The organism is Streptomyces sp. NRRL F-2580, from assembly GCF_000720115.1.
Lineage (GTDB): Bacteria > Actinomycetota > Actinomycetes > Streptomycetales > Streptomycetaceae > Streptomyces.
Genome location: NZ_JOIR01000022.1, coordinates 59446 through 84711, shown reverse-complemented (window position 1 = coordinate 84711; position 25266 = coordinate 59446). Strand labels below are relative to the sequence as shown.

General features: G+C 73.1%; 22 protein-coding genes and 1 pseudogene. 6 read left to right on the top strand and 17 right to left on the bottom strand.

From position 1 onward, the window contains the following. Positions 1–399: 399 nt before the first annotated feature. Together IF88_RS0123865 and IF88_RS49400 are read left to right on the top strand one after the other, a co-directional pair. The gene (locus tag IF88_RS0123865; RefSeq protein ID WP_030716096.1) at positions 400–798 is read left to right on the top strand and encodes a hypothetical protein; all 399 of its coding nucleotides are present in this window, start codon (positions 400–402) and stop codon (positions 796–798) included. A gap of 281 nt (positions 799–1079) precedes the next feature. Continuing rightward, a pseudogene (locus tag IF88_RS49400) lies at positions 1080–1306 on the top strand (CBS domain-containing protein); the annotation flags it as partial. Positions 1307–1403: 97 nt separating this feature from the next. Here the strand turns inward: IF88_RS49400 and IF88_RS0123855 are convergent. From IF88_RS0123855 to IF88_RS0123845, 3 genes are all read right to left on the bottom strand, one after another. Beyond that, positions 1404–1757: a PRC-barrel domain-containing protein gene (locus IF88_RS0123855; RefSeq protein WP_030716091.1), complete on the bottom strand. Its 354-nt coding sequence runs from the start codon at positions 1755–1757 to the stop codon at positions 1404–1406. Positions 1758–2250: 493 nt separating this feature from the next. Then, entirely contained in the window at positions 2251–3756 is a 1506-nt protein-coding gene (locus IF88_RS0123850; protein ID WP_078893099.1) for a M4 family metallopeptidase, read from the bottom strand. 280 nt (positions 3757–4036) lie between these two features. Then, positions 4037–5101 carry a M4 family metallopeptidase gene (locus IF88_RS0123845; protein WP_030716085.1) on the bottom strand — a complete coding sequence of 355 codons (1065 nt, stop codon included), beginning with the start codon at positions 5099–5101 and terminating at the stop codon, positions 4037–4039. A gap of 683 nt (positions 5102–5784) precedes the next feature. Here IF88_RS0123845 and IF88_RS0123840 point away from each other — a divergent pair. Then, a complete protein-coding gene (locus tag IF88_RS0123840) occupies positions 5785–6642 on the top strand; it encodes an MFS transporter (protein WP_030716082.1) in 858 nt (285 codons plus the stop codon). Positions 6643–6927: 285 nt separating this feature from the next. On the opposite strand, the gene IF88_RS0123835 is transcribed toward IF88_RS0123840, so the two are convergent. Next, the gene (locus IF88_RS0123835) at positions 6928–7515 is read right to left on the bottom strand and encodes a TetR/AcrR family transcriptional regulator (RefSeq protein WP_030716080.1); all 588 of its coding nucleotides are present in this window, start codon (positions 7513–7515) and stop codon (positions 6928–6930) included. Positions 7516–7569: 54 nt separating this feature from the next. Between IF88_RS0123835 and IF88_RS0123830 the strand changes: the two genes are divergently transcribed. Then, positions 7570–8466 carry a DUF2867 domain-containing protein gene (locus tag IF88_RS0123830; protein ID WP_030716072.1) on the top strand — a complete coding sequence of 299 codons (897 nt, stop codon included), beginning with the start codon at positions 7570–7572 and terminating at the stop codon, positions 8464–8466. A gap of 90 nt (positions 8467–8556) precedes the next feature. On the opposite strand, the gene IF88_RS0123825 is transcribed toward IF88_RS0123830, so the two are convergent. The 6 genes from IF88_RS0123825 to IF88_RS0123800 form a co-directional block, all read right to left on the bottom strand. Beyond that, positions 8557–10017, bottom strand: coding sequence for a DUF6493 family protein (locus IF88_RS0123825; RefSeq protein ID WP_051837451.1), 1461 nt, complete (start codon positions 10015–10017; stop codon positions 8557–8559). 9 nt (positions 10018–10026) lie between these two features. Next, entirely contained in the window at positions 10027–10521 is a 495-nt protein-coding gene (locus IF88_RS42295; RefSeq protein ID WP_234323670.1) for a barstar family protein, read from the bottom strand. 11 nt (positions 10522–10532) lie between these two features. Continuing rightward, entirely contained in the window at positions 10533–11078 is a 546-nt protein-coding gene (locus IF88_RS0123815; RefSeq protein WP_051837447.1) for an isochorismatase family protein, read from the bottom strand. Positions 11079–11186: 108 nt separating this feature from the next. Next, positions 11187–12089 carry a sigma-70 family RNA polymerase sigma factor gene (locus tag IF88_RS0123810; RefSeq protein ID WP_420710998.1) on the bottom strand — a complete coding sequence of 301 codons (903 nt, stop codon included), beginning with the start codon at positions 12087–12089 and terminating at the stop codon, positions 11187–11189. Between the two features lie 111 nt (positions 12090–12200). Continuing rightward, a complete protein-coding gene (locus tag IF88_RS0123805) occupies positions 12201–12593 on the bottom strand; it encodes a hypothetical protein (protein ID WP_030716061.1) in 393 nt (130 codons plus the stop codon). Between the two features lie 80 nt (positions 12594–12673). Further along, complete coding sequence (locus IF88_RS0123800) at positions 12674–13027, bottom strand: VOC family protein (RefSeq protein ID WP_030716058.1); 354 nt, start codon at positions 13025–13027, stop codon at positions 12674–12676. A 239-nt stretch (positions 13028–13266) separates the two neighbouring features. On the opposite strand from IF88_RS0123800, the gene IF88_RS0123795 reads away from it, so the two are divergent. Next, positions 13267–14643, top strand: coding sequence for a cation:proton antiporter (locus IF88_RS0123795; protein ID WP_030716055.1), 1377 nt, complete (start codon positions 13267–13269; stop codon positions 14641–14643). Here IF88_RS0123795 and IF88_RS0123790 read toward each other — a convergent pair. The 5 genes from IF88_RS0123790 to IF88_RS0123770 all read right to left on the bottom strand — a co-directional run bounded on the left by IF88_RS0123790 (position 14582) and on the right by IF88_RS0123770 (position 20976). Further along, positions 14582–15406 carry a polysaccharide deacetylase family protein gene (locus IF88_RS0123790; protein ID WP_037806817.1) on the bottom strand — a complete coding sequence of 275 codons (825 nt, stop codon included), beginning with the start codon at positions 15404–15406 and terminating at the stop codon, positions 14582–14584. The genes IF88_RS0123795 and IF88_RS0123790 overlap by 62 nt on opposite strands. A gap of 130 nt (positions 15407–15536) precedes the next feature. After that, positions 15537–16088, bottom strand: coding sequence for an FABP family protein (locus IF88_RS0123785; protein WP_030716049.1), 552 nt, complete (start codon positions 16086–16088; stop codon positions 15537–15539). Positions 16089–16145: 57 nt separating this feature from the next. Then, on the bottom strand, positions 16146–18218 hold the full coding sequence (gene fusA / locus IF88_RS0123780) for an elongation factor G (RefSeq protein WP_030716046.1): 2073 nt from the start codon (positions 18216–18218) through the stop codon (positions 16146–16148). A gap of 624 nt (positions 18219–18842) precedes the next feature. After that, entirely contained in the window at positions 18843–20198 is a 1356-nt protein-coding gene (locus IF88_RS48135) for an ATP-binding protein (protein ID WP_030716044.1), read from the bottom strand. 100 nt (positions 20199–20298) lie between these two features. After that, complete coding sequence (locus IF88_RS0123770) at positions 20299–20976, bottom strand: response regulator transcription factor (RefSeq protein ID WP_030716042.1); 678 nt, start codon at positions 20974–20976, stop codon at positions 20299–20301. Between the two features lie 135 nt (positions 20977–21111). On the opposite strand from IF88_RS0123770, the gene IF88_RS0123765 reads away from it, so the two are divergent. After that, positions 21112–21738 (top strand): hypothetical protein, encoded by a 627-nt coding sequence (locus IF88_RS0123765; protein WP_030716032.1) that lies wholly within the window; start codon positions 21112–21114, stop codon positions 21736–21738. A gap of 68 nt (positions 21739–21806) precedes the next feature. Here the strand turns inward: IF88_RS0123765 and IF88_RS0123760 are convergent, their stop codons facing one another. Further along, positions 21807–23027: an FAD-dependent monooxygenase gene (locus tag IF88_RS0123760; protein ID WP_030716030.1), complete on the bottom strand. Its 1221-nt coding sequence runs from the start codon at positions 23025–23027 to the stop codon at positions 21807–21809. A gap of 50 nt (positions 23028–23077) precedes the next feature. After that, complete coding sequence (locus tag IF88_RS42290; RefSeq protein WP_051837445.1) at positions 23078–25048, bottom strand: hypothetical protein; 1971 nt, start codon at positions 25046–25048, stop codon at positions 23078–23080. Positions 25049–25266: the final 218 nt, after the last annotated feature.

Here is a 25266-nt window from a genome sequence, read left to right as displayed (position 1 = left end):
ATACCGGTCAGCTTTCCACTCCGTCGGGTGGGGCGGCACCGGGGCCGGCTCGGGCGCCAGCCCGAGCACGTCCAGCAGCAGCGCCAGGTCCCTTGCGTCGGCGGCGCGGGCAGCCACAGCGCGGCGCGCCGCAGCCCGGTCCGCGGTCCCGGAACACGCAAGGAGAGCCGGTTCGTCACAGCCAAAGGGATCCTTCACCCCGCAGATCCCACCACGCCCACCCGTCACATGCAGCCGCACTGCTCCACCTGGCCCGTTGCGGGCCCCGGCCCTCTCCTCCTGCGACCCCGCTGGGAAGCGGACCAGAGCTACGGAAGTCCACGTCGGACCCGACATCTGGCTCCGCCGCCGGCTGGAGTAGCTTGAACGCGTTCAAGGAATCGAGTTCTGGGGGCGGCCATGCGGGTCAACTCGCGCGAGAGTGTTCATCCCTGGCAGATCGGACTGGCTGCGTGCGCCGTGGCCGTACCGCTACCGCCGGTCATCGCCTCCGACGACGGCTTCTTCGTACTCCCCTTCGTGCTCGCGACCACCACACTGATCGCCGTACCGCTGTTCCTCCACGCCCGGCCCTACGCCTTCCAGCGGGCCACCGGGACCATCTCGGCGGTGCTGCTGCCGTGGTCGCTGATCGGCGCCTGGGTCGGGATGCTCGTCTTCTTCCCCTCGGTCCCTCTCCTGCTCCTCGCGGCGTTCTCGGACCCGCGTCTGCGACCGAGAGCCGCCAAGTTCCTGGCCGGAGCTGGTTTCCTGCTTGCAGCGGTGGTGACGCTGTTCTGGTGGAACCGCGGGTACTAAAGCATTTTCCTGTGGATCATCTGATCGTTGTTTGGCCGGTGTCCTTGACTCAGCAGGCGTGGCGGCAGGACAAGCTCGCGAAAGTCGACGCGAAGATCGCCGACCTCCCCGCCATCCGCACCGCTCGGCCACCCGGCCGCGTCGACCTCCACCCTCGTAGCCTCCCGGCTCAGCACGCCGCTGCACGCGGCCAGCCCGTACGAGACCACCGCCGTCGACGACGTAGGGAGCCGGGGCCGGGATCTCGCCGGTGCGAGGCCGACGACCGCCTTCGGTGAGCTGACCCCGGCTCGGTGAAGGCCGGCGACCTCGCCCAGGGCGAGGCCGTGACCATCGGCGCCGACGACGACGCCGCGGAGATCCTGCGCACCATGAGCGAGCACCAGGTCCGCCGGCTGCCCGTCATCGACGGGCACACGCTGGGCGGCATCGTCGCCTTGGCCGACGTTCCCGCGCGCTGCCGGACGCGAAGGTCGGCGACCTGCTCCAGACGATCTCGCAGAGCTGACCAGCCCGGGCCCTGCACACATAGGGCACGTGAGCGTCGGCAGGGCGCGGGCCCCCGCAGCTCGCTCCTCGGCACCCGCGCCATGCCGACGCCGGCATTACATGTGCGGCGTGCCGTAGTAGCGGCCGAACGGCTCCAGGTAGGACGAGTCGCCGGCCTGCTTGGCCTCGTCGAATTCGGGAGCGTCCTTGATCTGGTCCTTCGTCCGGTCCACGTAGACCTTCTCCTCGACCGTGTCGATCATGTTGATCGTCCCGGCGGGCAGCAGCACGTGCTTACCGAAGATCCACACCCCGGTGTCGACGACGAGGTAAGAGGCGCCGACCTCCTCCGAGTGCTTGCTGATCTTCCCGATGGTGCCGTCCTTGGCCTCGACCTTGTAGCCGACGATGTCGGTGCCCTGCTGGTACCCGGTGTCCGGACGATAGCCCCAGATGTCGAACTCACTCACAGCTGACCCTTCCGCATGGCTGTCGCGATGTGCGCCGTTCGCCACTGAACGTATGACGGGGGAGACCGCCCGGCGACCCGGGCATCTCCACCGGGGGACGAGCAGGCGGCCTTTGCCGGGGTTGCGGTGCGGGGGCGAGTGCGACGGGGACACCCGCACATGACCGTCTTTCTGCCTGACCCGGTTCGCCGAGCACAGGCAGAAAGACGGTCATCGGCCACCGACGCTGGCGGGACTGCTCGCAGCACCTAGCTGGGGCCGACAAGGCCAGTGACGTGCGTTCGCTCAGCTGCGACGCTGAGTAGCCCGCCGGGAGGCGAATCTCCCCTTCTGCCCGGTGGCTGCGATCCGGCGGTCCGCCGGGCGTTCCCGCTTCGGCTGCCCGCTTCCCGCAGTCCGTCGGAAGTGGCGGAAGCCCCGGAAACGCCGGAAACGCCGGAAGCCCCGGCGGGCCCGCAGGCCCGCCGGGGCGAGGTACCGCTCAGGAGCCGGCTCAGCCGTTGACGTTGACGGCCTTCCAGGCGGCCGCCACCTGCTGGTACTCCACGCTGGTCGATCCGTACAGGTCGGCCGTCGCCTGCAGGGTCGCGGTGCGCGCTCCCGCGTAGTCGGTGGTCGACGTCATGTAGGTCGAGAGCGCCTTGTACCAGATCTTGTAGGCCTTGGTCCGGCCGATCCCGGTCACCGTCGAACCGTCGTAGGTGGGCGAGTTGTACGAGACCCCGTTGACCGTCCTTGCGCCGCTGCCCTCGGAGAGCAGGTAGAAGAAGTGGTTGGCCACGCCCGAGGAGTTGTGCACGTCGAGCCGGCCCACGGTCTTGGACCAGTAGTCGGCCGAGGCGCCGTCCTTGCTGGGCTTGTCCATGTAGCGCAGCGGCGTGCCGTTGCCGCGGATGTCGATCTTCTCGCCGATGAGGTAGTCGCCGACGTCGGCCGAGTTGTTGGCGAAGAACTCCACCGAGGTGCCGAAGATGTCGCTGGTGGCCTCGTTGAGGCCGCCCGACTCGCGGCTGTAGTTCAGCTTGGCCGTGGCGGCGGTCAGGCCGTGGCTCATCTCGTGGCCGGCGACATCCAGGGAGGTGAGCGGCTTCTGGTTGGCGGCGCCGTCGCCGTAGGTCATGCAGAAGCAGGCGTCGGACCAGAAGGCGTTGACGTAGGCGTTGCCGTAGTGGACGCGGGAGTAGGCGGCCTTGCCGTCCCCGGCGATGCCGTTGCGGCCGAATTCGGACTTGTAGAAGTCCCAGGTCACGGCAGCGCCGTAGTGGGCGTCGGCGGCGGCCGTCTGGCGGTTCGACGGCAGTCCGTCGCCCCACTTGTCGTCGGCGTCGGTGAACAGGCTTCCCGTGCCGGTGGTGCCTCCGTTCAGGTCGTAGGTCTTGTGGCCGCCGCGGATGCCGTCGGTCAGGCTGTAGGACGCCCCGCTCTGCGTGGTGTCCAGCGTGACGGAGCCGGAGTACTGGCTCGTGCCGGTGCCGGTGTCGATGGCCTCGTAGGAGTACAGCTCGGCGCCGGTGGCGGCGTCCGTGATGACGTGGCGCTCGCTGGGGGTTCCGTCGTGCTGGGTGCCGGTGACGACGGCCTCGTAGGCGAAGACCGGGTTTCCGCTCGCCGCCCAGACGACCTGGCGGGCCCCAGCGGGCGCGGCCTTGAGCGAGGAGCGGGCGGCGGCCGGGGCTATTCGGGCCTCGATGCCCTTGGTGGTCTTGCGGCTGCCGTCCTTCTTCTGGTGGACCACCAGATCTCCACCGAGGACCGGCAGTCCGGCGTACGTGCGCTCGTAGCGGGTGTGCACCGTGCCGTCGGCGTCCTTGATCACATCGCGGGCCACGAGACGCTCGTCGTCAGCCAGGCCGATGGCCCGCGCGGTGTCGGCCGCCGCGTTCTGGGCCGCGGTGATCGCCTGGACGCGCGCGTCGGCGGTGAGGACGAGCGCGGTGGCTCCCGCCTCGCGCTCGGCCGAGGCGTTGGCGGAGCCGCTCTGGACGGAGATCGCGACCATCGCCGCCGACGCGACGACGGCGGCGGCGCGCAGCACTCCGGTGCGGCTGCGGGGGGTGCGGGGTGAGGACGTGGGGAGGGTCACTCGTGCTCCTTCAATTGCCGTGGGGGGCCAGGTGGTTGAGATTGCCAGGAAGGAGCCGTGGATTGACAGGTATGCAACAAGGATTTGACCAGCTGTTGTCCGGAGAGAGGGGAGCGATGTTCGCTGACCGACCAAAAATGGAACATTGCGCTTCCCCGGACACGGTGTGCACCGAGTCCGGGGAAGGTTCCGGCCGTTACCGGACGCCGGGGATCTGCCGGGCCTTGAACGCGGCACGCACGGCGTCCGCGGCGTTCGCGCCGTACATCCGCTGGGCGGTCGAAACCGTCGTCAGGGCCGCGTCCTTGAAGGACGTGTCCGGCGCGAAGCCGAATTGGGCGTTGACGATGATGCGGTCAGCGGTCCGGGAGCCCAGGGCGTTGCGGATGTCGAAGAGGGCGCGGGACCAGATCTCCCCGTCCGCATGGACCTCGCCCTCCAGGTCGGCGTACACCTTGTTCCCGTCGATGCGGCGCAGGCAGTGCGGGGTGTCGCTGTAGGAGGCCGCGTCCCAGTCGGCGACGCAGGCCAGGTCGGTCCGCCGCGGCCAGCCGTACGCCGCGTCCGCATGGGCGCCGACCTCGACGGCCAGGTAGTCACCGAAGGCCTCGCCTATCGCGCCGGCCTCGGGAGAGGTGCCGAAGCCGGGGACCTGCGCGTTGTGCACCGCGTGGCCGTATTCGTGGACGATCACCTCCGCGTCCTCGGCGTCGTCGACACCGCCCTTGCCGAAGCGGATCTCGGCCTTCTTGTCAGAGAAGAAGGAATTGTCCGCGCCCCACTGATTGATGCGGACCGGCTGGGCCCGGTCGTTGGCCCCGGGCAGTTCGGTGCCGAAGCCCAACCCTTGCAGGTACTCCTGGGCCTCATTGACCCAGAAGTAGGCCATGACCTGCTCGAACTGGTCGTCGGTGCGGTTGTATACGGTCGCGTCCGCGGGTTTCGCCGAGGCGCCGGTGTCCGAGCTGACGTACGCCCACCGGCCCGACAGCCGACCGCTGGCGTCCAGGTTGCGGAGCGCGGCCGCGGTGTAGGCCGAGGCGGGCACGGCGTCGGCGGCGTCCTTGGCGTCGGCCAGGGTCTGATCCCCCGAGGACTGAACGGGATTGACCATGAAGATGCGGGCCTGGGGCAGCGCTGCTGCCGACGCGGACCCGGACCCGGACGCCGAGGCGGGTCCGGTCAAGGTGACCAGGGTCAGGGCAGCGGCGGCCGTGGCGGTGGCCGCGGTGTTCAGACCGCGGGGTGTGCGGCGGGACATGGACATCCTCCTGTGAGGGACGCGTTGTGTCGGAGAAGGGACACGGAAGGGCGTGGTGCGGCCGTGATCCTCGCGCAGGACATCCCGCCCGCGCCAGGCCCGCGTTCCGGGAAGTTCGCCGCACACGGCGCCATTCGGGCAGGGCAATCGCCCGCTCCCCGCCGCGTTGCCGTCGTGCGGGGCCCGGGGAGGTGAGATGTCCGACCGGGCGGCCAGCGACCCGGTTGTCGCCAGCGCGGACGCCGTCGTCAGCGCATCGGGGCCGAGCACGGACCGCAAGGCCATCGGGCTGCCGCTGGTCGCCGGGACCGGCCACATCCCCACCGCCATGAAGCGCCACAACGTGCGCCGCTACATCGGCCACGCCATCCCCGCGCTCCTCGACCCGCGCGAGAAGCCCACCCCCGTCACCCGGCCGATCGGCCTAGGTCCGGGGTTGCGTTGTGGGGTGCCCAGCGGCCAAGTGGCCGTTCCGCTGACGGCGGTCACCGTGTTGCACGCCGGGGCGGGAGGAACCTCGCTGTTGAAGACCGGACTGGCCCTGTCTTTCGTGATCCTCGGACTGCCGGTCGGCGCCTGGGTGGACCGGGTGCGGCGCCGTCCGGTCATGATCGGCGCGGACTTGGTGCGGGCGGCTGCGCTGATCACGGTGCCCGCTGCCGCGTGGTCCGGGGTGTTTGACGATGACCCACCTCCTGGCGGTCGTGGTGATCCAGGGCGTTGCGACGGTGTTCTTCGACCTGGCCACCCAGAGCTTCGTGAAGGATCTCGCCCCCGGTTCCCTGCTCGCACGCACCAACGCGAGGCTGGCCACGATCACGCAGACAGCGGTCGTCGCAGGTCCGCCCTTGGCCGGGTGGGCGGCCGGACTGCTGAGCGCGCCGACAGTGCTTCTCGTGATGGCCGGGGGATACCTTTGGTCCGCGGGGTGGCTGTCCGTGCTCACCACCCGTGAGCATTCGGCCGGTAGCAGTCCCCGACGGCGTCTCCTGCACGAGATCGGCGAGGGCGTCGTGTTCGTCTTCCGCCAGCCGGTCCTACGCACCGTGGTGGTCTCCGGTTCCATGGTCAACATCGGCACCGCCGGTGTGATGACCCTGCTCCCCGTCCTCGCACTGACCGAGCTCGGACAGCCGTCAGGTTGGCCGAACGGCTCGGGGCAGGCCGAGCCGTCCTGTTCGTGGGGATCGCGGTCGCACCCCCTGGCCGTCGCCATCCCTCTGCTCGGGCGGCCCGTGCCCGGGCCCCTTGCAGCCATCGGGTGGGCGCTGGTCATGCTCAAGGTCGGCTTCGACTCCGTCCTGATGATGACTTTCCGGCAGCAGGTCACGCCCGCCGGACTGATGGCCCGGGTCAACGGCACCATGCGCGTGCTCTTCACCGGCGCCGTCGCTCTGGGCTCCGCCACAGCCGGTGCTCTCGCCACGGCCGGCGGCGTCCGGTGCGCCTTGGGCGTCTCGGCCGCTTGCCTGGCCCGTGTGTGGATCCCGATCGCTCTGTCGCCTCTTCGGCGCATGACCACCCTCGGAACCCACCGGTAGGCCGCCACGTCGAGACGCGCTCGCGGGCGTGATGCCGTGGCGCCCCGGAGGCCGCCGAGGCGGTGTGTGCGGACGAACGCGAGTAATGCGACCGCGGGCATCGACACCGACTGGCCTGCCCGCATCCACCTCCCGGCCGAGTGCCCCCTCGCCGCCGGCCGGTCCATGGGAAGTGGGCGGCTGTGCCAGCGCTTCCAGGGCTGACGGCCGGGGACGACGGCGCATCGCACCGCCGAGCGGTGACCGCCGTCCTTGCCTGCATCGAGCGAGAACCGCTGCGGTGGATCAGCGCTTCAGCAGTGCGGCCGACACCTCGGCCAGATACGCGGGGTCGGTGGGCACGGCGCCCGGTACCGCATGGGCGAGCTGGGCATGGCCCAGGTAGCTCGTGTAGGCGAAGAAGCCGCGGCGGCGCGCCTCGGGCGCGGGGAACCCGAGCAGTTCGAAGAGGTGGGCGAGGTAGCCGATCCTGCGTTCGGTGACGCGGGCGAGTGCGGCCGCGACCTCGGGATGGTCGCTGGCAGCCAGCAGCCGCACCTCCCGCGGGTCGTCGACCGCGGCGACGGTTGCCCCGCGCAGGAGCGCGTCGAGCCGGGCGGCCGGGTCGGGCTCGACGGCCTCCATCGCTCGGATGATCCGCTCGGTGGACGACTCCTCCCAGCGCGCGAGTGCGGCGGCGACGAGCGCGTCGCGGTTGGCGAAGTGCCAGTAGAAGCTGCCTTTGGTGGTGCCGAGTCCGGCCGCGAGCGGCTCCACCGCCACCGCGGCGAGGCCGCGTTCGACCAGCGCGGCAAGGGCGGCGTCGGCCCAGTCGTCGGCGGTGAGCCGTTTGCGGGCGAGGCGGTGCCCCTGCCGGCCGGATGATTCGCTCACACCTCCATACGCTACCGTACGGTAGAAACATACGCTCCCGTATGGAGGTCCGGCATGCGCGCGGTACGCAACGTTCACGAACGGATCATCCCGGCACCAGCCGACTGCGTCGGGGCGCTCCTCGACAGGGTGTCGGCACCCGACGACCCCATCTTCCCCACCCCGGTCTGGCCTGCGATGGTCCTCGACCGTCCGCTTGGCGTCGGCGCGGCCGGCGGCCACGGCCGGGTCCGCTACCGCGTCACCGCCTACGTGCCGGGCCGCTCCGTACGCTTCGACACCACCGGTGGGGCGATGGGACAGGGGTATCACCGTTTCGAAGTCGAACCGCTCGGCCCTGACCGGTGCCGGGTCGTCCACGTCCTCGAACTGGCCATGCCGGTACGGCAGTTTCTCCAGTGGAAGGTGGCGATCCAGCCGGTGCACGACACGATGATCGAGGAGGTCTTCGACAACATCGAACGGAGCGCCCTCGGCCGTCCGCCCCACGCGCCGACCCGTCGACCGCCGCGCGCACTGCTGGTCAACCGGCTGTTCTGGGCCCGTCCGCGCGCCGTCCCCGTGCCGTCACACGCCCGGCTGCTGCACGAGGCCGTACCCCGGCCGGACTTCGCCGACGCCTGGCGCCTGCCCCTGCCACCGGGGATGTCCCGCGACCCACGGGACTGGAGGCACGTGCTGCCGTTCCCCGTACGCGGCACCGCCGACGGCGAGCTCATGACCGGCGAGGACGCATCCCACCTGGACTTCCGCTCCTCGATCGTGATCGAGGACGACACCGTAACCCTGGCAACGGCCGTACGACTCCACAACACCCGCGGACGCCTGTACTTCGCGGTGGCGGGCCTCGCCCACCCGTACATGGCCCGCCTGATGCTGCGCCGGGCCCACCGCCGGCTTGCCTTCACAGCGCGACCGGCGGGCGAGCGGAACGCCGGGGCTACCGGCTGACCTGCGGCCCGGAGGTTAGACAGGCACGCGCAGGGTCGGCCGGGGCGGCGGAGTGGAGGGGACCGGTGTCCACCCCGGGCGCGGGGAGGGTCAGGGGCCGGTGAGCGCGGCGGCCAGGCGGCGGGCCTCGGTGACCAGCCGGGACGACGATCTGGTACGGGCCGCCACTGCCGCCACCTCGGCCGGCACCGGGCCCGTGGCCCCACAGCGCTCCACGCAGTCAGCGGCGACGGCCAGCACCTCACCCGCACCCCGTACCGACGGCAGGAGGGCCGGCAGCACCTCGGCGAGGACGGCCCACACCGTGGCGTACGCGCCCGCCGCAGCGGCCGAGCGGGCCGCGTCCGCCAGCCGGTTGGGCTTGACCGTGCCGAGGGCCGCCATCGAGGCCAGCTCGCGGCCCAGCAGCGGGGCGTCCAGCTCGCCCCGGCCCGCCAGCACCACCAGGGCCTCCACCGCCGGTCGCCGGCTCGCCGGCTGCCGTCCGCCCAGCCCCGCCGCGATGGCGGAGTGCAGCCCGGGCCCCGCGGGGCCGCCCAGCAGGGCGAGGTGGGGCAGCATCCAGGAGTCACCCTGATCGCCGGTGGTCGCGGCCAGCGTCACGCCCGGCAGCAGCCACCGGGCCTGGACGTCCCGGTCCTCGGGCAGTACCGCGGCCCGCACGGCGTGCCCGGCATGCCAGTGATAGCAGCGGGTGAAGCCCTCGTGGGGGCGGCCCAGCCACTGGAACGCGTCGGGGAACTCCCGGCGCAGGGCAGGTCGTTCACCGCTCGCGAAGGCGACTTGCGGCATGGCCGCGCCGGCCCGCGACCAGGCCCGGTGCGCCTGCGGATCGGGTATGACGACCCGGCGCCGCCCCGTGCCCGGTTCGCCGTCGGCGCCGAGCCAGGCGGCGAGCCGATCGCCCTCGGCGGTCCCGAGCCGGGCCGCGGCCTCGGCGGCCGCCGGCGCCGCCGGATCGTCCCGGCGTACGCGCAGCAGGGCCTGCCCGAAGTCGGCGGGACCGGGACGGGCGCCCAACCTCCGGTACTCCACGAGCCGTTCGACGAGCTCGGCAGCCTCCAGTGCGCCGGTGTCCCAGGTGGGCGTGGCCAGCAGGAACGGCTGCGGGGCACCGGAGCGCAGCGCGTAGCCGATCTCGCGCACCCGCGCCGCGATCACCAGTTCCAGCCCGCCCTGCGCGCACTCCTCGTGCCCGCGCTGCCGGCGTACGTACTCGGGCTTGAGGCTGTACCCCGTGACCCGCCACAGCGGCGAGGCCACCACCACGTCCACCGGGGTGAGCCGGTCCGCATCGGTCTCCTCCTCGGGGTACCGGTGCCCCAACGCCGTGGAGAGGGCCAGCGCGAGCGCGTGGCGGTCGCGGTGCGCCTGCCGCACGAGTCCGTCGAGGACGCGCTCGAACACCGCCACGGTGTGGACGCGGGGCTCGAGATGCTCGAGGTGATCGGCCGTCAGCTCGACGGTCTCGGCGAGCCCGGAGGGCGCGGCGTCGAGCCGTCGCGCGGGGGGTACGGGCGGGAGGGTGTCCTGAGCGGTGGTCCAGATCATGCCGCAACGCTAGAGGCGCCCACTGACATCGCCCGCACGGATCCGTTCCCCTGCGGGGACCGTCTCCTCCCCGCACTTTCGCAGCTCTTGCCGCAGGTCAGCCACAGACGCCGCGTCGCAGGACAGGACGACCGCCAGCCGACCGACGTCGATTCCCTCGGGTCGCTTGACGGAGGACCATCGCTGCCCTGCCCGCAGGAGGGTCCCGAAGAGCAACCGTCGGCCGGCGGCGTCGCCTGGCAGTGCCTCGTCAGCTGCCTCGACGATCACCACGTACTGGTCGGCCGACAGCCATTCCAGTTCCAGATCACGCAGACAGTCGAAGAGGGCATCCCAGTTCCAGCCGAAGTGGTCGGGCAGCCTCAGTCCGTCGTAGAACTGCAGGAAGACGGCGTCCGTATCGCGCATCTGCCGGCCGTCGAGCCGCGCCACGTACGTCCTGCCGGTCAGCAGCAGATCGACGGGCAGGGCGCCCCGCTCCGGAACGACGTGTAGCCAGGGCACGCCGGGCACGGCTAGCCGCGTTCCGTGGTGAGGGACTTCAGGTAGGACGCCGCGTCGCGGACCTCGCCGAACCTCGGGAAGATCCTCCGTACGGCGAACTCGTGCTCGTCCGCCGCGAAGGCGGACATCGCGTCCTCGACGAACTCCACCTCGTAGCCGTGGTCGCTCGCCGCGCGGGCGGTGGACTCCACGCCCATCGTCGTCACCAGCCCGGCCAGGACCAGCCGTTCCACCCCGAGGCCGTGCAGGCGCTCGTGCAGGCCCGTCCCGTGGAAGGCGCCGACCGTACGCTTGACGATTTCGATGTCACCGGGGCGGGCGAGGCCCTCGACGAAGCCGCTGCCGGGCGGCTGTTCCGCCACGTTCGGACGCTCGACGCGCACCACGACCACCGGGCGGCCGCCGGCCCGGAACGCCTCGGCCAGCCGGGCGCACCGCCCGGCCACCTCCTCGCCGGTGTGGGGGGCCAGCGACAGGGTGACGATACGGGGCATCAGGTCGATCAGGACCAGGGCGGTGCCGGGGGTGGGGCCCGGCTCGGGCTTCGAAGTCTCCATCACCGAATGATCGTAGAGGTCTTGGGGCCGGTACGGACGCGGACCGTTGCCGTTAGGTACGCGGGGGCCAGCCCCCGTCCCGCGTACCGAACGGCTGGTGGTGGTGGCTCAGCCCTCCAGGAGGGGCAGGTCGATGCGTGCGAGGCGCTCGGGGTCGGTGAGGATGTCGAGGGCGGTGATCCTGCCGTCCCGGACGGTGAACGCCATGACCGAGATCGCCCGGCCGTCCGCCACCGCGACCACGCCGGGGAGGCCGTTGACCAGCACCGGATGGGACGCCGCCGCGAACCGCGCGAAGGTGATCGCCTGGGAGGCGACCTCGGCCGCGCCGCGGCGGACCAGGCCGGGGCGCAGTGCGCCGCCGTCGGAGCGGGCCACGACGTCCGGATCGAGGACGGCGACCAGCGCTTCGAAGTCCCCGCCGCGCGAGGCGGCGAGGAACGCCTCGACGACCGCCCGCAGCCGGGCCCGGTCCGGGTCCGGGGCGGGCGCCGCGCCCTGGACGCGGCGTCGGGCGCGGCTGGCGAGCTGCCGGGTCGTGGCCGCGGTGCGCCCCAGAACGGGGGCGATGTCGTCGAAGGGGACGGCGAACAGGTCGTGCAGCACGAAGGCCAGCCGCTCGGCGGGCGCGAGCGTCTCCAGGACGACCATGAGCGCGATGCCGACCGAGTCGGCCAGGAGGACCTCCTGCTCGGGGTCGAGGCCGTCCGCCCTGCTGACGACCGGGTCGGGGATGCGGACCTCCCCGTCCTGGTCGTGCAGCGGATCCTCGCGCCGCGTGGTCCGCGAGCGCAGCATGTCCAGGCACACCCGGCCGACCACGGTGGTCAGCCAGCCGCCCAGGTTCTCCACCGCACCCGCGTCGGAGCGACTCAGCTTGAGCCAGGCCTCCTGTACGGCGTCCTCCGCCTCGCTGAGCGAACCCAGCATCCGGTAGGCCACCGCCCGCAGATGGGGGCGGTGTTCCTCGAAGCTCCGCGCCAGCACGTCCTTCTCGCTCACCTGTTGCATCCCCCTGTGCCGATTCGTCGGTTGAGGACGGACGATAGCCGACACCGCCAACGGGCCGTCGCGGCCCGCTGGTTGGTGCGGCGCGCCGGCCCTGGAGGAGGATGCGGGCGATCAGGTTGTCGGCGCGAAGACGACGATCACCGCGAGGGTGACCACGCCGGCCCGGCGCAGGGCGGGGAAGGTGAGTCCCGCGTCCAGGGGGTTCGCCGGCAGGGGGCAGGAAGAGCGCCACCGCCCGTGCCTGCCCGCTTCCTGGTGCTGAGCGTGGGCGCCGCGGCGGTGCTCGTCGTCGTCGGGATGTCGCAGCCGGCGCGGGAGGGCCGGGCGTTCGCGCTGTCCGGGCTGGCCGTGGCCGCTGTCGTCGCGGGCTGTTTCCTCGCCCTGTTCCCCGACGTCCTGGCCTCGTCCGCGGACCCGGACCCTGACCGCAGCGGGCGCGGCGGCCGGCCCGTACACGCTGAGGATCCTCACCCGGGTCGCGGCCTTCAGGGCGCCCGTGGTCATCACCTACCAGGCCTGGACGTACTGGGTCTTCCGCAAACGGATCGATAGCGTCCGTACGGCTCCCACACCTGACGGGCAGCTCAGGCGGGCTGCCACAGCTCGATCCGATTCCCCTCGGGATCGGTGACCCAGCCGAACCGGCCGACACCCTCCATGTCCTGCGTCTCCTCGGCCACGTCCGCGCCCTCGCCGCGCAGCTGCGCGAGCATCGCGTCCAGGTCGCGGACCCGGAAGTTGAGCATGGACTGCTGGGCGCGGGAGCCGAAGTAGTCGGTCCCGGACTCGAACGTCGCGAACACCGTCGGCCCGGCCCCCGGATGCCACAGCCCGTTCTCATCGGCGTCCAGGCCCAGGCAGTCGCGGTACCAGGCGCCCAGGGCCGCGGGGTCGGCGGCCCGCATGAAGTACCCACCGATTCCAAGTACACGTTCCATGCCGCCATCCTGCCAGGACGACGATCGGGCGGCCCGGCACCACACCACCGTCAGGCCGGGACGCTCCGCACCGGGCGCACGTCGACTCCGTCGGGGCGGAGGCTATTCAATGGTGGCCGCGCCGAACCGAACCGCCTCGTAACCCTGTTGTGTGCGTCGGCTGAACAGCACTCCCTCGCACTGACGTGAAACCGAACGGAACGACGTCCACCCCGCGCAACGAGTGGAAGTGATCCGGCATGACAGCGATCGACACCATCCGGCTGCTGGCGGCCCTCGCCGTGATCTGCGCCGCCGCACACGGATGCGGATTCCTCTTCGGCGCCCTGCGCCAGCCCCCCGTCATCGGCGAGGTCGTCGGCGGCATCCTCCTGGGCCCCTCGCTCCTCGGGCTACTCGCCCCCGCCGCCCGGGCCGCGCTGTTCCCCGCCTCCGGTGCGGTGACCAGCGCCCTGGACGCCATCTACCAGCTCGGCCAGCTGCTCCTGATGTTCCTGGCGGGCGCGGAACTGCGCATCAGGGCGGGCGGCCGCGAACGCCGCACCGGGGCGATCGTGGCCGCGGCCGGACTCGTGGTGCCCTTCGCGGCGGGCGTGGGCCTCGCGGCGCTGGTCCCCGCCTTCTTCGCGGGGCCGGCGGGCTCCACGGTGACGACCGCCCTCGTCGTGGGGCTCGCGATGGCGGTCGCGGCCATTCCGGTCATCTCGCGGATCATGATGGACCTGAAGATCATGGATACCGCCTTCGGCCGGATCGTCCTGATGGTCGCCGTGATCGAGGACGTCATCCTCTACGTCGTCCTCGCCGTGGTCCTCGGCCTCGCCCGCTCCGGCACCGGCCACTCCGTCGGCCTGTGGGACCTGATCGGCACCGCCGCACCCGTGCCCACGGCCGCGTACTTCACCGTCGTCAGCGTGCTGTTCTTCGCCGCGAGCCTGACCTGGGGAGCCCGGCTCTTCCGCCGGCTGGCCCGCCACCGCGCCAACATCGTGGCCCGGCAGAGCCCGGTGGCCTTCCGGCTGATCTTCCTGTGCGCCATGGTGCTGCTGTGCCTGGGCCTCGGCGTCAACGCCGTGTTCGGTGCGCTGATGGCGGGCATCTGCGCCGCCCGCGGCGATCAGAGCGCCGACGACGGCACCTCCCGGGGGACCGGACGCGAAGCGGCGGTCTGGGGCGCCATCCGCCAGTTCTCGATGGCCTCCTTCATTCCGGTGTTCTTCGTCCTGGTCGGCATGCGCCTGGACCTGGTGCGCGCCTTCGACCCGTTGTTCTTCCTGTGGTTCCTCACGCTCGCCTGCGGCATCAAGACGGCCGGCATCTGGGCGGGGGCGCGCCTGGCGGGGGAGGACCGGGTGTTCTCCTCGTCCCTCGCGTTCGCCCTCAACGCCCGGGGCACCATCGGCATCGTCCTGGCGGGCGTCACCCGTCAGGCGGAACTCATCAACGACCGTTTCTTCGTGGTGCTGGTCCTCGTCTCCCTCGTGACCTGCCAGATCGCGGGGTTCCGGCTGGCCAGGGCGGCGGACCGGCTCCGGGAGACGACCGGACCGGCCCCTACCGGGCCCCGCCGGCAGCGGGGGAAGCCGGCGCGCTCAGGAACGCGCGCAGGTCGATGACCTCGTAGCCGTCGGCCTGCGCAGCGTCGACGATCAGCGGGAGGGCTTCGGCGTCGAGGACGACGCCGTCGCCGTTGCTGCCGACGTGCATCTGGATGATCGCTCCGGGGGTGAAGGCGTCGACGGCCCGCTCGACCGCCTCGTCCACGGTCATGCCCCCGTCCGGCCCGAGGTAGCCGTTGGTGTCCGCGGTGAACTCGATCGCCGCGTAGCCCAGGTCGTTGACGTCGGCGACGGACTGCCGGGTGGTGGAGCTGTAGGGGAAACGGAAGAACGGAAGCGGCTCCGTCCCGGACGCCGTCCGGATCGCCGCGTCGGCGCGGCGCACCTCCTCGGCCCGCTCCGCCGTACTGATCTCGCCGAAGTACGGGTGGCTGTACGAGTGGTTGCCGAGGCCGTGCGCGGCGCCCAAGGCGCGCACCGCCGCGGGGTGCGCCTCGGCGAACTGCCCGGTCGGGAAGAAGGTGGCGGGCAGTTTCCGCCGCCGCAGTTCGGCGAGCACGGTGTCGACGCCGGCCTCGTCCCACGCGGCGTTGAAGGTGAGCGCGATGACCTTGCGCGAGGTGGGCAGCCGGCGGATCTCACTGCCGAGGAGCGAGGCCGGCGGGCGCGGACCGGCGAGCGGACCCCCGGCGTCCCGGCCGCCCGGGGCCGGAGCGGTGGGCTGAGCGCCCGTCCGCGCCGCCGCGGCGCCGGAACCGGCTACGAGACCCGCGGTCAGCAGCGCCGCCAGCGCGGCACGTCGTCCGAGCTCCACCACCATCACTCCCTCCGGTACGCCGCCGCCGTCACGGGGCCTGCCACGACTATGCGACGGCGCGTACGGGAGCACCCGCAGCCCGTGCCGGGCACGCGGGTGATCTCGCGGCGCCTTTCCAGGGCGGGTGCGGGACTCAGCGGCCCTGGGAGGGGCGTCGGCGCAGGTGCGTCGTGAGGTGGTGCTGCAGCGGCTGCCCCACCGCGGCCATGTCGTGGAGGACCGTCATCTCCTCGCCGTCGACGGTGTAGCGGCGCCGCGTGCCGGTGACCTCCTTGGCCAGCGGGGTCAGCGACACGTCCTTGGTCTCGATCTCGATCTCCGTACCGGACACCCGGCCCACGTAGGTCTCGACGATCCCGGTGGGGTGGGCGAGCACGACCTCCAGGGAGGCGTCGGGCATCACCCGCCACCACCCCGCCTCACGTCCCGCGGGACGGACCGGGGCCCCCGAGTCGTCGATCAGCCACGCCCGTGCCTCGTAGCGCAGGAAAGGGCGGCCGTCGTGGCTGAAGGTGATCTCCTGCGCGTACCGGAAGTCCTTCTCCAGCGTCGGGTACTCGCCCTGCCCCCGACCGGCCCAGCGCCCGAGCAGGGGCAGCACGGGCCGCAGCAGCGGGTGCGGCTCGGGGCCCTCGCCCAGGACGTGGCTGTCGGGGTAGGGATTCTCCTGCACCGGCTCGAACATGTTCACCTTGCCTGTCTGCGTGGACCCGAGGGGTCCACGCAGACTAGCGCGGGGCGGTCAGCGAGCCGGCAGGGCCGCCGCCACCGAGGCCGGGACCGGCGCGAGACCGGCCGGGCGGGTGGTGAACGTGCCCCGGCCCTGGGTACGGCCGCGCAGCCTGGACGCGTAGCCGAACAGCTCGGCCAGCGGAACGGTCGCCGTGACCACCGCGGTCCCGGACCCCGCCGTGGACCCCGAGACCCGGCCGCGACGGGCCGCCAGGTCACCCAGCACACCGCCCACCCCGTCCTCCGGAACGGTCACCGTCACCTCCACGACCGGCTCCAGCAGTTCCACCGCGCTCAGGCGCAGCGCCTCGCGCAGCGCGAACCGGCCCGCCGCCCGGAACGCCATCTCCGAGGAGTCCTTGGAGTGGGTCGCCCCGTCGGTGAGCGTGACCCGGAGGCCCGTCACCGGATGGCCGCCGAGCGGGCCCTCGGCGAGGGCGTCCCGGCAGCCCGCCTCGACGGCACGCGCGTACTCCGGCGGCACGCGCCCGCCGATGACCGCCGACCGGAACTCGAAGGCGGCCTCCTCCAACGGCTCGACATCGACGACGACGTGCGCGAACTGGCCCGCGCCACCGTCCTGTTTGACGTGCCGGTAGACCAGGCCCGTCACCCCGCGCACGACGGTCTCCCGGTAGGAGACCTGCGGCCGGCCGACGACGACCTCCACCCCGTGGCCGCTGCGGATCTTCTCCGCCGCGACCTCCAGGTGCAGTTCACCCATCCCCGACAGCACGGTCTGCCCGGTCTCCGCGTCGGACCGGACCACCAGCGAGGGGTCCTCCTCGGCGAGCCGCATCAGGGCCGCCGAGAGCCGCCCGGTGTCGCCGGCGCGCCGCGCCTCGACCGCCACCGACACCACCGGTTCGGCCACCGAGGGCGGTTCGAGGACCAGCGCGGCCCCCGGCGCGCACAGGGTCGTGCCCGCCCGGGCGGCCTTGAGCCCGATCACGGCGACGATGTCACCGGCCCCCGCCTCCTCCCGTTCCTCGTGCCGGTCGGCCTGGACCCGCAGGATCCGGCCGACCCGCTCCGTCCGGCCCGTGGCCGCGTCCAGTACGGTCGCGCCCTTGCGCAACTTGCCGGCGTACACCCGCAGATAGGTGAGCCGCCCCGTCGCGGTCGCCGTCACCTTGAAGGCGAGGGCCGTGAACGGCCCCGCCGGATCGGGCGCGCGCTCCTGCTCCGCGCCGTCCGCCACACCCCGTACGGGCGGCATGTCGGCGGGCGAGGGCAGGTACGCCAGGACCGCGTCCAGCAAGGGCTCGATCCCGCGGTTGCGGTACGCCGAGCCGCACAGCACCACGACGCCGTCCCCGCGCAGGGTCAGCTCGCGCAGGGCGCGGGCCAGTGTCCGCCCGGTCAGCGCCGAGGTGGTGCAGAACTCCTCCAGCGCCTCGGCGTGCAGCTCCGCCACCGTCTCCTCCAGGAGCCGGCGCCGCCGGTCCGCCTCCTCGCGCAGCGGCTCGGGGACCGGCCCCGCCTCGTACGTGTCGGAGCCGGCGTGCCAGTGGAGCGCGCGCATCGTCAGCAGGTCGACGACGCCGGTGAACGCGTCCTCCCGTCCGATGGGCAGCTGCACCACGAGGGGTACGGCGCCCAGCCGTTCGCGGATCGACGCGACCGCCGTGTCGAGGTCGGCGCCGGCCCGGTCCAGCTTGTTGACGAACGCGATCCGCGGCACACCGTGCCGGTCGGCCTGCCGCCACACCGACTCGCTCTGCGATTCGACCCCGGCGACGGCGTCGAACACCGCGACCGCCCCGTCCAGCACCCGCAGGGAACGCTCGACCTCGTCGGAGAAGTCGACGTGCCCCGGGGTGTCGATCAGGTTGACGCGATGTCCGTCCCAGGTGCAGCTCACGGCCGCGGCGAAGATGGTGATGCCGCGGTCGCGTTCCTGGGGGTCGTAGTCGGTGACGGTCGTTCCGGCATGGACCTCGCCCCGTTTGTGGGTGGCACCGGTTGCGAACAGGACGCGTTCGGTGAGCGTGGTCTTGCCGGCGTCGACGTGGGCGAGGATGCCCAGATTGCGGACGGCGGTGAGGGAATTGGTGGTGAGGGGTCGCCCGTTGGCACGCATGGCCCTAGGCCTTTCGAGTGAAGAGGGAAAGGGGCGGCGCGATTCCCGTACGCGATCCTCGGGGCCCCGCACGCGGCCGCAGCACCGTCGCCGCCATGCCCGGAGGAGGTCCGGGCGGGCGGTGGCGTACGGGAAGCGGGAAGGCAGGGAACCCGAAGAAATCTAGAAGTGCGTCACGGGGGTACGGTGACGGCCGCGCGGCCGGCACCGCGCGCCGCGAGACACCGGGATCACGTCGTACCGGGACGGGGGAGCGAAGACGGCGGTGCGGTGCGTGCGCATGGCCGGACTCCCCTTCTCTTCACTCGGTATGAGGCGCGCGGTGCCCGGTCGGCAGCGCGTACGGCGAGTCTAGATCGCGGGCCGGACCGGAGCACCGCATTTTCCGCTCGCCCCATGCGGTTGGTCCGGGACGCCGTACGGTCCGCGGCATGCTCGCCGGACTGCGTACCCCCGCACCCCGAGGGTGGAACCGCCGGCTCGATCCGCCCGCCGCCCTGTCCATCCATCTCGCCGTCGGCCAGGCTGATGCCTGGGAAACTCAGGCAGTTGTTCATGGGCTGAGGCCCCTGTCCCGCGTGGCGACGATCCGCACGGCCTGTCCGACGCGGTGGAGCGGAGCGGTCAGGGCTGACGTGTCACGGGCAGTCGCAGCACCAGCCGCGCCCCCCGCAGGGAGCCCTCGGCCGTCAGCGTTCCGCCGTGATGGGCACTCAGATCGCGCGCGATCGCCAGCCCCAGCCCCGCCCCGCCGTGGTCGCGGCTGCGCGAGTCGTCGAGCCGGGTGAAGCGCTCGAAGACCCGCTCCCGGTCCGCCGCGGGAATGCCGGGACCGTCGTCGACGACCTCCAGCACCGCGCCGCGTCCCGTAGTGCGCAGGGTGACGTCCACGCTCTGGACGGCGTAGCGCTGCGCGTTGTCGACGAGGTTGGTGACCACCCGGCCGAGCCACAGCGCGCTCGCGGTGACCTCGACGTCCGCTTCGAGGTCCGTCCGTACGGGGACCCGGTCGCCGAGGCGGCCCGCCACCACCTCGCGCACCAGGGCGGTCAGGTCCAGCGGGACGGCCGCCACGGGCTGGGCCGCGTCGATGCGCGCGAGCAGCAGCAGATCGGCCGCGAGGTGCTGGAGCCGTTCGATGTCCTCCAGGGCTCCGCCGATCAGCTCGGGCCACAGCTCCGGGTCCCGGACGGCCAGGGCCACTTCCAGCTGCGTGCGCAGGACGGTGATGGGACTGCGCAGTTCGTGGGAGGCGTCGGCGATGAACTGCCGCTGGCGGATGCCGGAGGCCTCCAGCCGGTCGAGGGTGGCGTTCATGGTCTCCGCCAGGCGGGCGACCTCGTCGTGGGTGGCCGGCACCGGCACCCTGCGGTGCAGGTCGCGGTCGGAGATCGCGGCGACCTCGGCGCGGATCTCCTCCACCGGCCTCAGCGCGTGACCGGTGACCCTCCAGGTCACCAGGGCGACCATCGCCAGCAACAGGGGCATGCCGATGACGAGGGCGGCGGTCGTGGTGTCGTCGGCCGCGTCCGCGTCCCGCAGCGAGGCGCCGGCGTAGACGGTGGCCGGCCCGTCCGGGGTGTCCGTGATGACCTGGACGACCCGCTGACGGTGTTCGCCGCCGAACGGGCGGACCTTCCAGGTGTGGACGCGGGGCCCCGGCAGCCCCGGGACGGCCGGCGGGAGCGGGGGCACGTCCAGCAGGTTCGGGCTGGCGAACAGCACCCGCCCGTCGGCGCTCACCACCTGGACGAACTCGACGCCGCGGGCGGGCGCGCGGACGCGCCCCAGCTTCCCGGTGGCGGCGAGCTGGGCCACCGTCTCCGCCTGCCGCCGGGCGTCGTTCTCCGCGTTGCGCAGCAGGTTGGCCTCCAGCAGCCCGAGCAGGGCGAACGAGGCGAGGGACAGCGCGGCGGCCACCACCACACTGGCGCCCACGGTGGCCCGGGCCCGCACGGTGGTGGGCCACAGCCGCCGCAGCGCCGGCCAACGCCTCAGGACCGCGGCCGGCACCGCCCGCAAGGCGCCGCCCGCCCGACGGCGGAAGCGGGGAAGCGGACGGGGGCGCGCGCCGGGACGCTCAGCCACCGTCGACCGCCAGCCGGTACCCGGCTCCGCGTACGGTCTCCAGCGCGGCGCGGCCGAACGGAGCGTCGATCTTGCGGCGCACGGCGCTGACGTGGACCTCCACGACATTGGGATCGCCGTCGAAGGCGCTGTCCCACACCTGTTCCAGTATGTCCCGCTTGGGCACCACCTCGCCGGAGCGCCGGGCCAGGTACTCCAGCACCGCGAACTCCCGCGCGGTCAGCCGGATCTCCGTGGCGCCACGGGAACAGGAGTGCCGGGCCGGGTCGATCACCAGGTCGCCGAACCGCATCACCTGCGGGCGCCGGCGGCCCGTGCGCCGCCCGAGCGCGCGCAGCCGGGCGACCAGGACTAGGTAGGAGAACGGCTTGGACAGGAAGTCGTCGGCGCCGGTGTCCAGGGCCTCCGCCTCGTCGTACTCGCCGTCCTTCGCCGTGAGCATCAGGATCCCCGACTCGTTGCCGGCGGCGCGCAGCTTCGAGCAGACCCGGTAGCCGTTCAGCCCGGGCAGCATGATGTCGAGCACGATCAGGTCGTAATCGTGCTCGGTGGCCATCCACAGGCCCTGGGGCCCGTCGAGGGCCACGTCCACCGAGAATCCCTCCGACTGGAGCCCCCGCTGCAGGGCCACGGCCAGCCGTCGTTCGTCCTCCACCACCAGTACGCGCATGCCGGACAGGATCTCAGGCCCTGTCCACCGCAGGCTGAAGAGGTCTTCAGGTGGCTTCAGCGGGGCTTCAGCATGCGCTCAGCATGCTCGGGACCGAGCCGGGCGTGGTGCCCGGTTGTTCTGAGGAGTGCCTGTATGTCTGATTCTGTCCCGCCGCCGTCCGAGCAGCCCGAGACCGCGCCGGAGGCCGGAGCCCGCAAGCGAGCGGCCCTGGGCCGCCTGGTGCCGCGTACCAAGACCGCCCGCTGGGTGGTGGCGGGCGCGGCCGTGGTCGTCGTCGGCGGGGGAGTGGCGGCGGTCGCCGTGGCCGAACGCCACGACGGGCCCGGGGGACGGGGTCCGCGCCTCGTGTGGGCCGAGCCCGGTGAGAAGGGCGGGTTCAAGCACGGCCCGCAGGGCGTCGAACCGCCCCACGAGCGCAAGGACGGCCGCGGCGGTCCGCAGGTGTCCGAGCGGCGTGCGGAGCTCTTCGGTCCCGGCGCGCCGGACGCACCCGGAGTTCCCGGTGGTCCCGGTGGAAAGGGGGGACTGCACAAGGCCGCCCCGGCGCCCCTGCCCGCCCTCGCCATCGGGGACGCGGCCGACAAGGCCGCCGCGGCCGTGACGGGCGGGAAGGTGGAGAGCCTGCGCGTGATCGCGCAGGACGGCGGCGGCAGCGCATGGCTGGCCGTGGTCCTCGGACCGGACGGCGTCCGCCACGCGGTCACCGTCTCCGGCGCGGACGGCGCGATCACCGGCAACACCGTCATCAACGGACGGTAGCCGACGGGCGGCGGCGGGTGGTCGGTGGCGTGCGCTCGGCGGGTGGGCGGGCGGTGGCCGGGCCGGGTCTACGGAGCCATCGCCTGGCCCCCGATGCCCGGGGCCCCCGCCAGCTGGCCCTGCCACCACGCCGCCATCCCGCCGCCGTCCATGGCCGCCCAGGCCGGGGTCTCCTCGACCTGGGCCCGGCCCAGCCGTCGGGCCAGCGCGACCAGTTCCCGTCCGGCGGCGCCGCGGGACTCCTCGTAGCCGTGCAGCAGCTCCTCGAAGGACCCGACGCGGCGCCACCCCTCGGCGAGGGCGGTGGCATCCTGCAGGGCCTTGGCGGCGCCGCTCGTGTTGTGCGGACGTACGACGGTGGCCGCGTCGCCCGCGAGCAGCAGCCGGCCCGCGGCGGTGCGGGCCGTCTCCAGGTCGTAGATGGGCTGCACGAAGGTGTCCGCCGGAGGAGTCAGCGCGAGCGCCCGCCCCCAGTACGGCGGGAACTCCCGGTCGAGCAACGCGCCGAGATGCTCCGCCAGTTCGGGCGTCAGCCCACCCGGCGGGAAGCTCGTCGCGTCGTCGAAGCGCAGCCCGCCGCCGCGCGGCGGCGGGGCGTAGAGCACCCAGTTCACCCGCGGCCCGTCCGGCCCGGGGATGCGGTAGACCACGCAGGTGCCGCCCGCGAAGCAGACCGTGGTCACCGCCTCCGGCACCGAGTCCGCTTCGCTGCCGAGCACCGCCAGCCGCGCCGCGTCGACGTTCCCGCGCCAGCACACGTACCCGGCGTAGTGCGGCCGGGACCGCGGGCAGAGCGCCTCGCGCACCACAGAGCGGTACCCGTCGGCGCCGACGACCAGGTCGTACCGCTCGACGGAGCCGCCCGCGAGCCGCACCTCGGCGCCCGCGGTCCCGGCCGCCCCCACGGCCGTCACCGTCTCCCCCTGCCGGTAGACCACCGAGCCCGGCACCGACTCCCGGAGCCCGCGCCACAGCAGACCCCAGTGGTAGGAGTGGAAGGGGAACGGCTGCTCCCACACCACCCTCCCGCCCGGCCCCGCGGCGTCGTCCCGCACCACCCAGCGGCGCCGCTCCAGCCGGTGCGCCGCGATCCCCGCGGGCAGCGTCCCGCTCGCGCCGAGCTCCACGGCCCGCTCGTCGTGGATGCACAGGCCCACGCCCCGGTCCTCGAGCCGCCCGCGCGTGCGCTCCAGCACCACGACCTCGCCGGCGCCCGCCCGCGCCGCCGCCGTGGCGACGGCGCAGCCCGCGATGCTTCCGCCGACCACCGCAACCGTTCCGCCCCGCATGTCCGCCTCCCGACGAAACCCCCCGCGCGTGACCCGCGTTCAGAGGCGCATCACGTTACTGAATCCGCGGCGGTACCACCCGGTCCGTGCGTCGGATTCCCGCCAAGCCCGCCGCCGCCCGTGACCGCCCGCGCCGCCCGCGCCGGCGGGGTCGGCTGCGGAGAGCCCTGCAGGGCCAGCGCGACGAGCACGACCAGCGAGTCCGTCCAGCCCAGCGGCGCGACCGAGGACGGCAGGCCGGCACCGTTCACCGTTTCGGGGAGCTCGCCCAGCCCGTTGCGCTTGGACAGCACCCAGTCGAGCACCCGGCCGGCCCTCGCCTGCTCGCCCGTACCGGACCAGGCGAGGGCGAAGAAGGATGTGCTGGCCGTCCACGCGTACGACCCCCAGCTGAAGGAGGGGTCGTTGCCGGGCGAGACGCCGCCGTTGGGCAGCAGCAGCGCCCGGTAGGTGGAGTCCAGGGCCGCGCCGAGACCGGGCGGGGCGGCGTTGAACGGGGGCGCCATGAAGGCCACCGCGCTGTCCCGGCCGTGCCGGCCGTCCACGGTCCGCTGGTACCCCAGCGGGGCGAAGCGCGCGGCGATCCCGGCGGACAGCCGCCGTGCCGCGTCCCCCCAGCGCTCCGCGTCCCCGGCCGTGCCCAGCCGGGCGGCCAGGTCGGCGGCGGCGTTGAGACCGGCGAGCAGGGGCGCGGCCGTACCGATGTTGGCGGTCGTCGTGTCCAGCTCCCAGTAGTCCGGGGACGCCGGGGGCAGCCCGTCCGGGCCCAGGGAGCCCGCCGCGTAGTCGGCCGCCTTCCGTACCATCGGGTAGAGCCGGCGCAGCCGTTCGTCCCGGTCGCCGGCCGGCGCCGCCCGGTACCACTGCCACGTCGCCCACGGCACCCAGCCGTTGCCGTCCAGCTGCCACTTGCGCGCGTCCGGCGGCCCGCTGCCGTCCAGCTTGGTACGGGCCTCCCAGGTGCCGTCGGCCCGCTGGGTGAGCGCGTCGTAGTCCAGGATCCGGTACGCCTCCTCGTCGTGCCCGGTGGCGGCGAACGCGGCCGCGGCGAAGGCGCCGTCGCGCGGCCAGGAGTACTCCCACGGCGGCGACCAGCCCGCCGCGAACGCGCCGTTGGGCTTCAGCAGCGCCCGCATCGACAGCAGGGCGCGCTGCGCCGCGGCCCGCTGCGCGACGGTGGTCCCCGGCACCCTGCCCGCGGCCAGCCATGCGCGGCTCTCGGTGACCTGCGCGACGGCGCCCGGGTCGTCGGCCTCCACGACCGTCGACGCGGTGGCCCCGTCGGGCAGGTACCGCCACCGGCCGGAGGGCAGGCGCAGCACATTGCTCCCGTCGACGTACGAGGCGCCCACCGCGAAGGAGGGCAGCACGGCCTCGGTGGCCACCCGATTGGTCAGCAGGCCCGAGGTGCGGGCCGCGAGCGCGGAGTCCGGTACGTAGCAGGGCTCGGTCTCCCCACACCGCTCGCTGCCGACGGGATTGACGTGGAAGGCCAGCCGGGAGGTGTAGGCGTGCCAGCCGCCCCAGTACGCCCTGTCGTAGTTCCAGCTGGTCAGCGAGCCGGGCACGGAACGTGTGGTGCCGTACCAGGCGATCGGCTTGTTCTCCGCGGTGGTCGCCTGGAGGAACAGGTAGTAGGTGGTGCCCGGGGTGACGGCCGCGTCGACCGGGAATTCGACCCAGCCGGCCCCGGCGCCGCCGAGGGCGGAGAGGGTCAGGGTCCGCGAGGCGATGACCGACCCCGCGTCCGAACGCACCCCGCGGATCTGGGCGGTCACGGTGCCCGTCGCCGCCCCGCTGCCCAGCCAGACGCTCACCCGGGAGAGCCGGGTTCCGGTCACCGTGAACTCCTGGGCGGCTGCGTTGTTGGCGGCCTTCACGCTGAACAGCGCGGTCTCGTGGCGAACCTGGCCGTCGTACAGCGCGGCGGCCGCGGCTTTCGCGGTGTCCGGGAGCGCGGCCGGCAGACCGGTCAGCGCCAGGGAGAGCACGGTGGGCAGCAGACTCCTCGCGAACGCCATCGGCTAGGGGCCCTTCCTCTTCGACTGGCGCGCGAGGGGAGTACCGGCGCGCCGGGAGCCTCACCATGCAGGTATCCGGCCCCGGTGACGGGGGAGTCGGGACGTGTTCCACCGGATGGGGCCGCAGCGACATCCGATCGTGTGAAAAGAAACAGCGGCGGACCCCGTGCGGGCGCACGTCGGCGGAGGTGGCGCGGCCGGGTGTGCCGGGGGCGTGC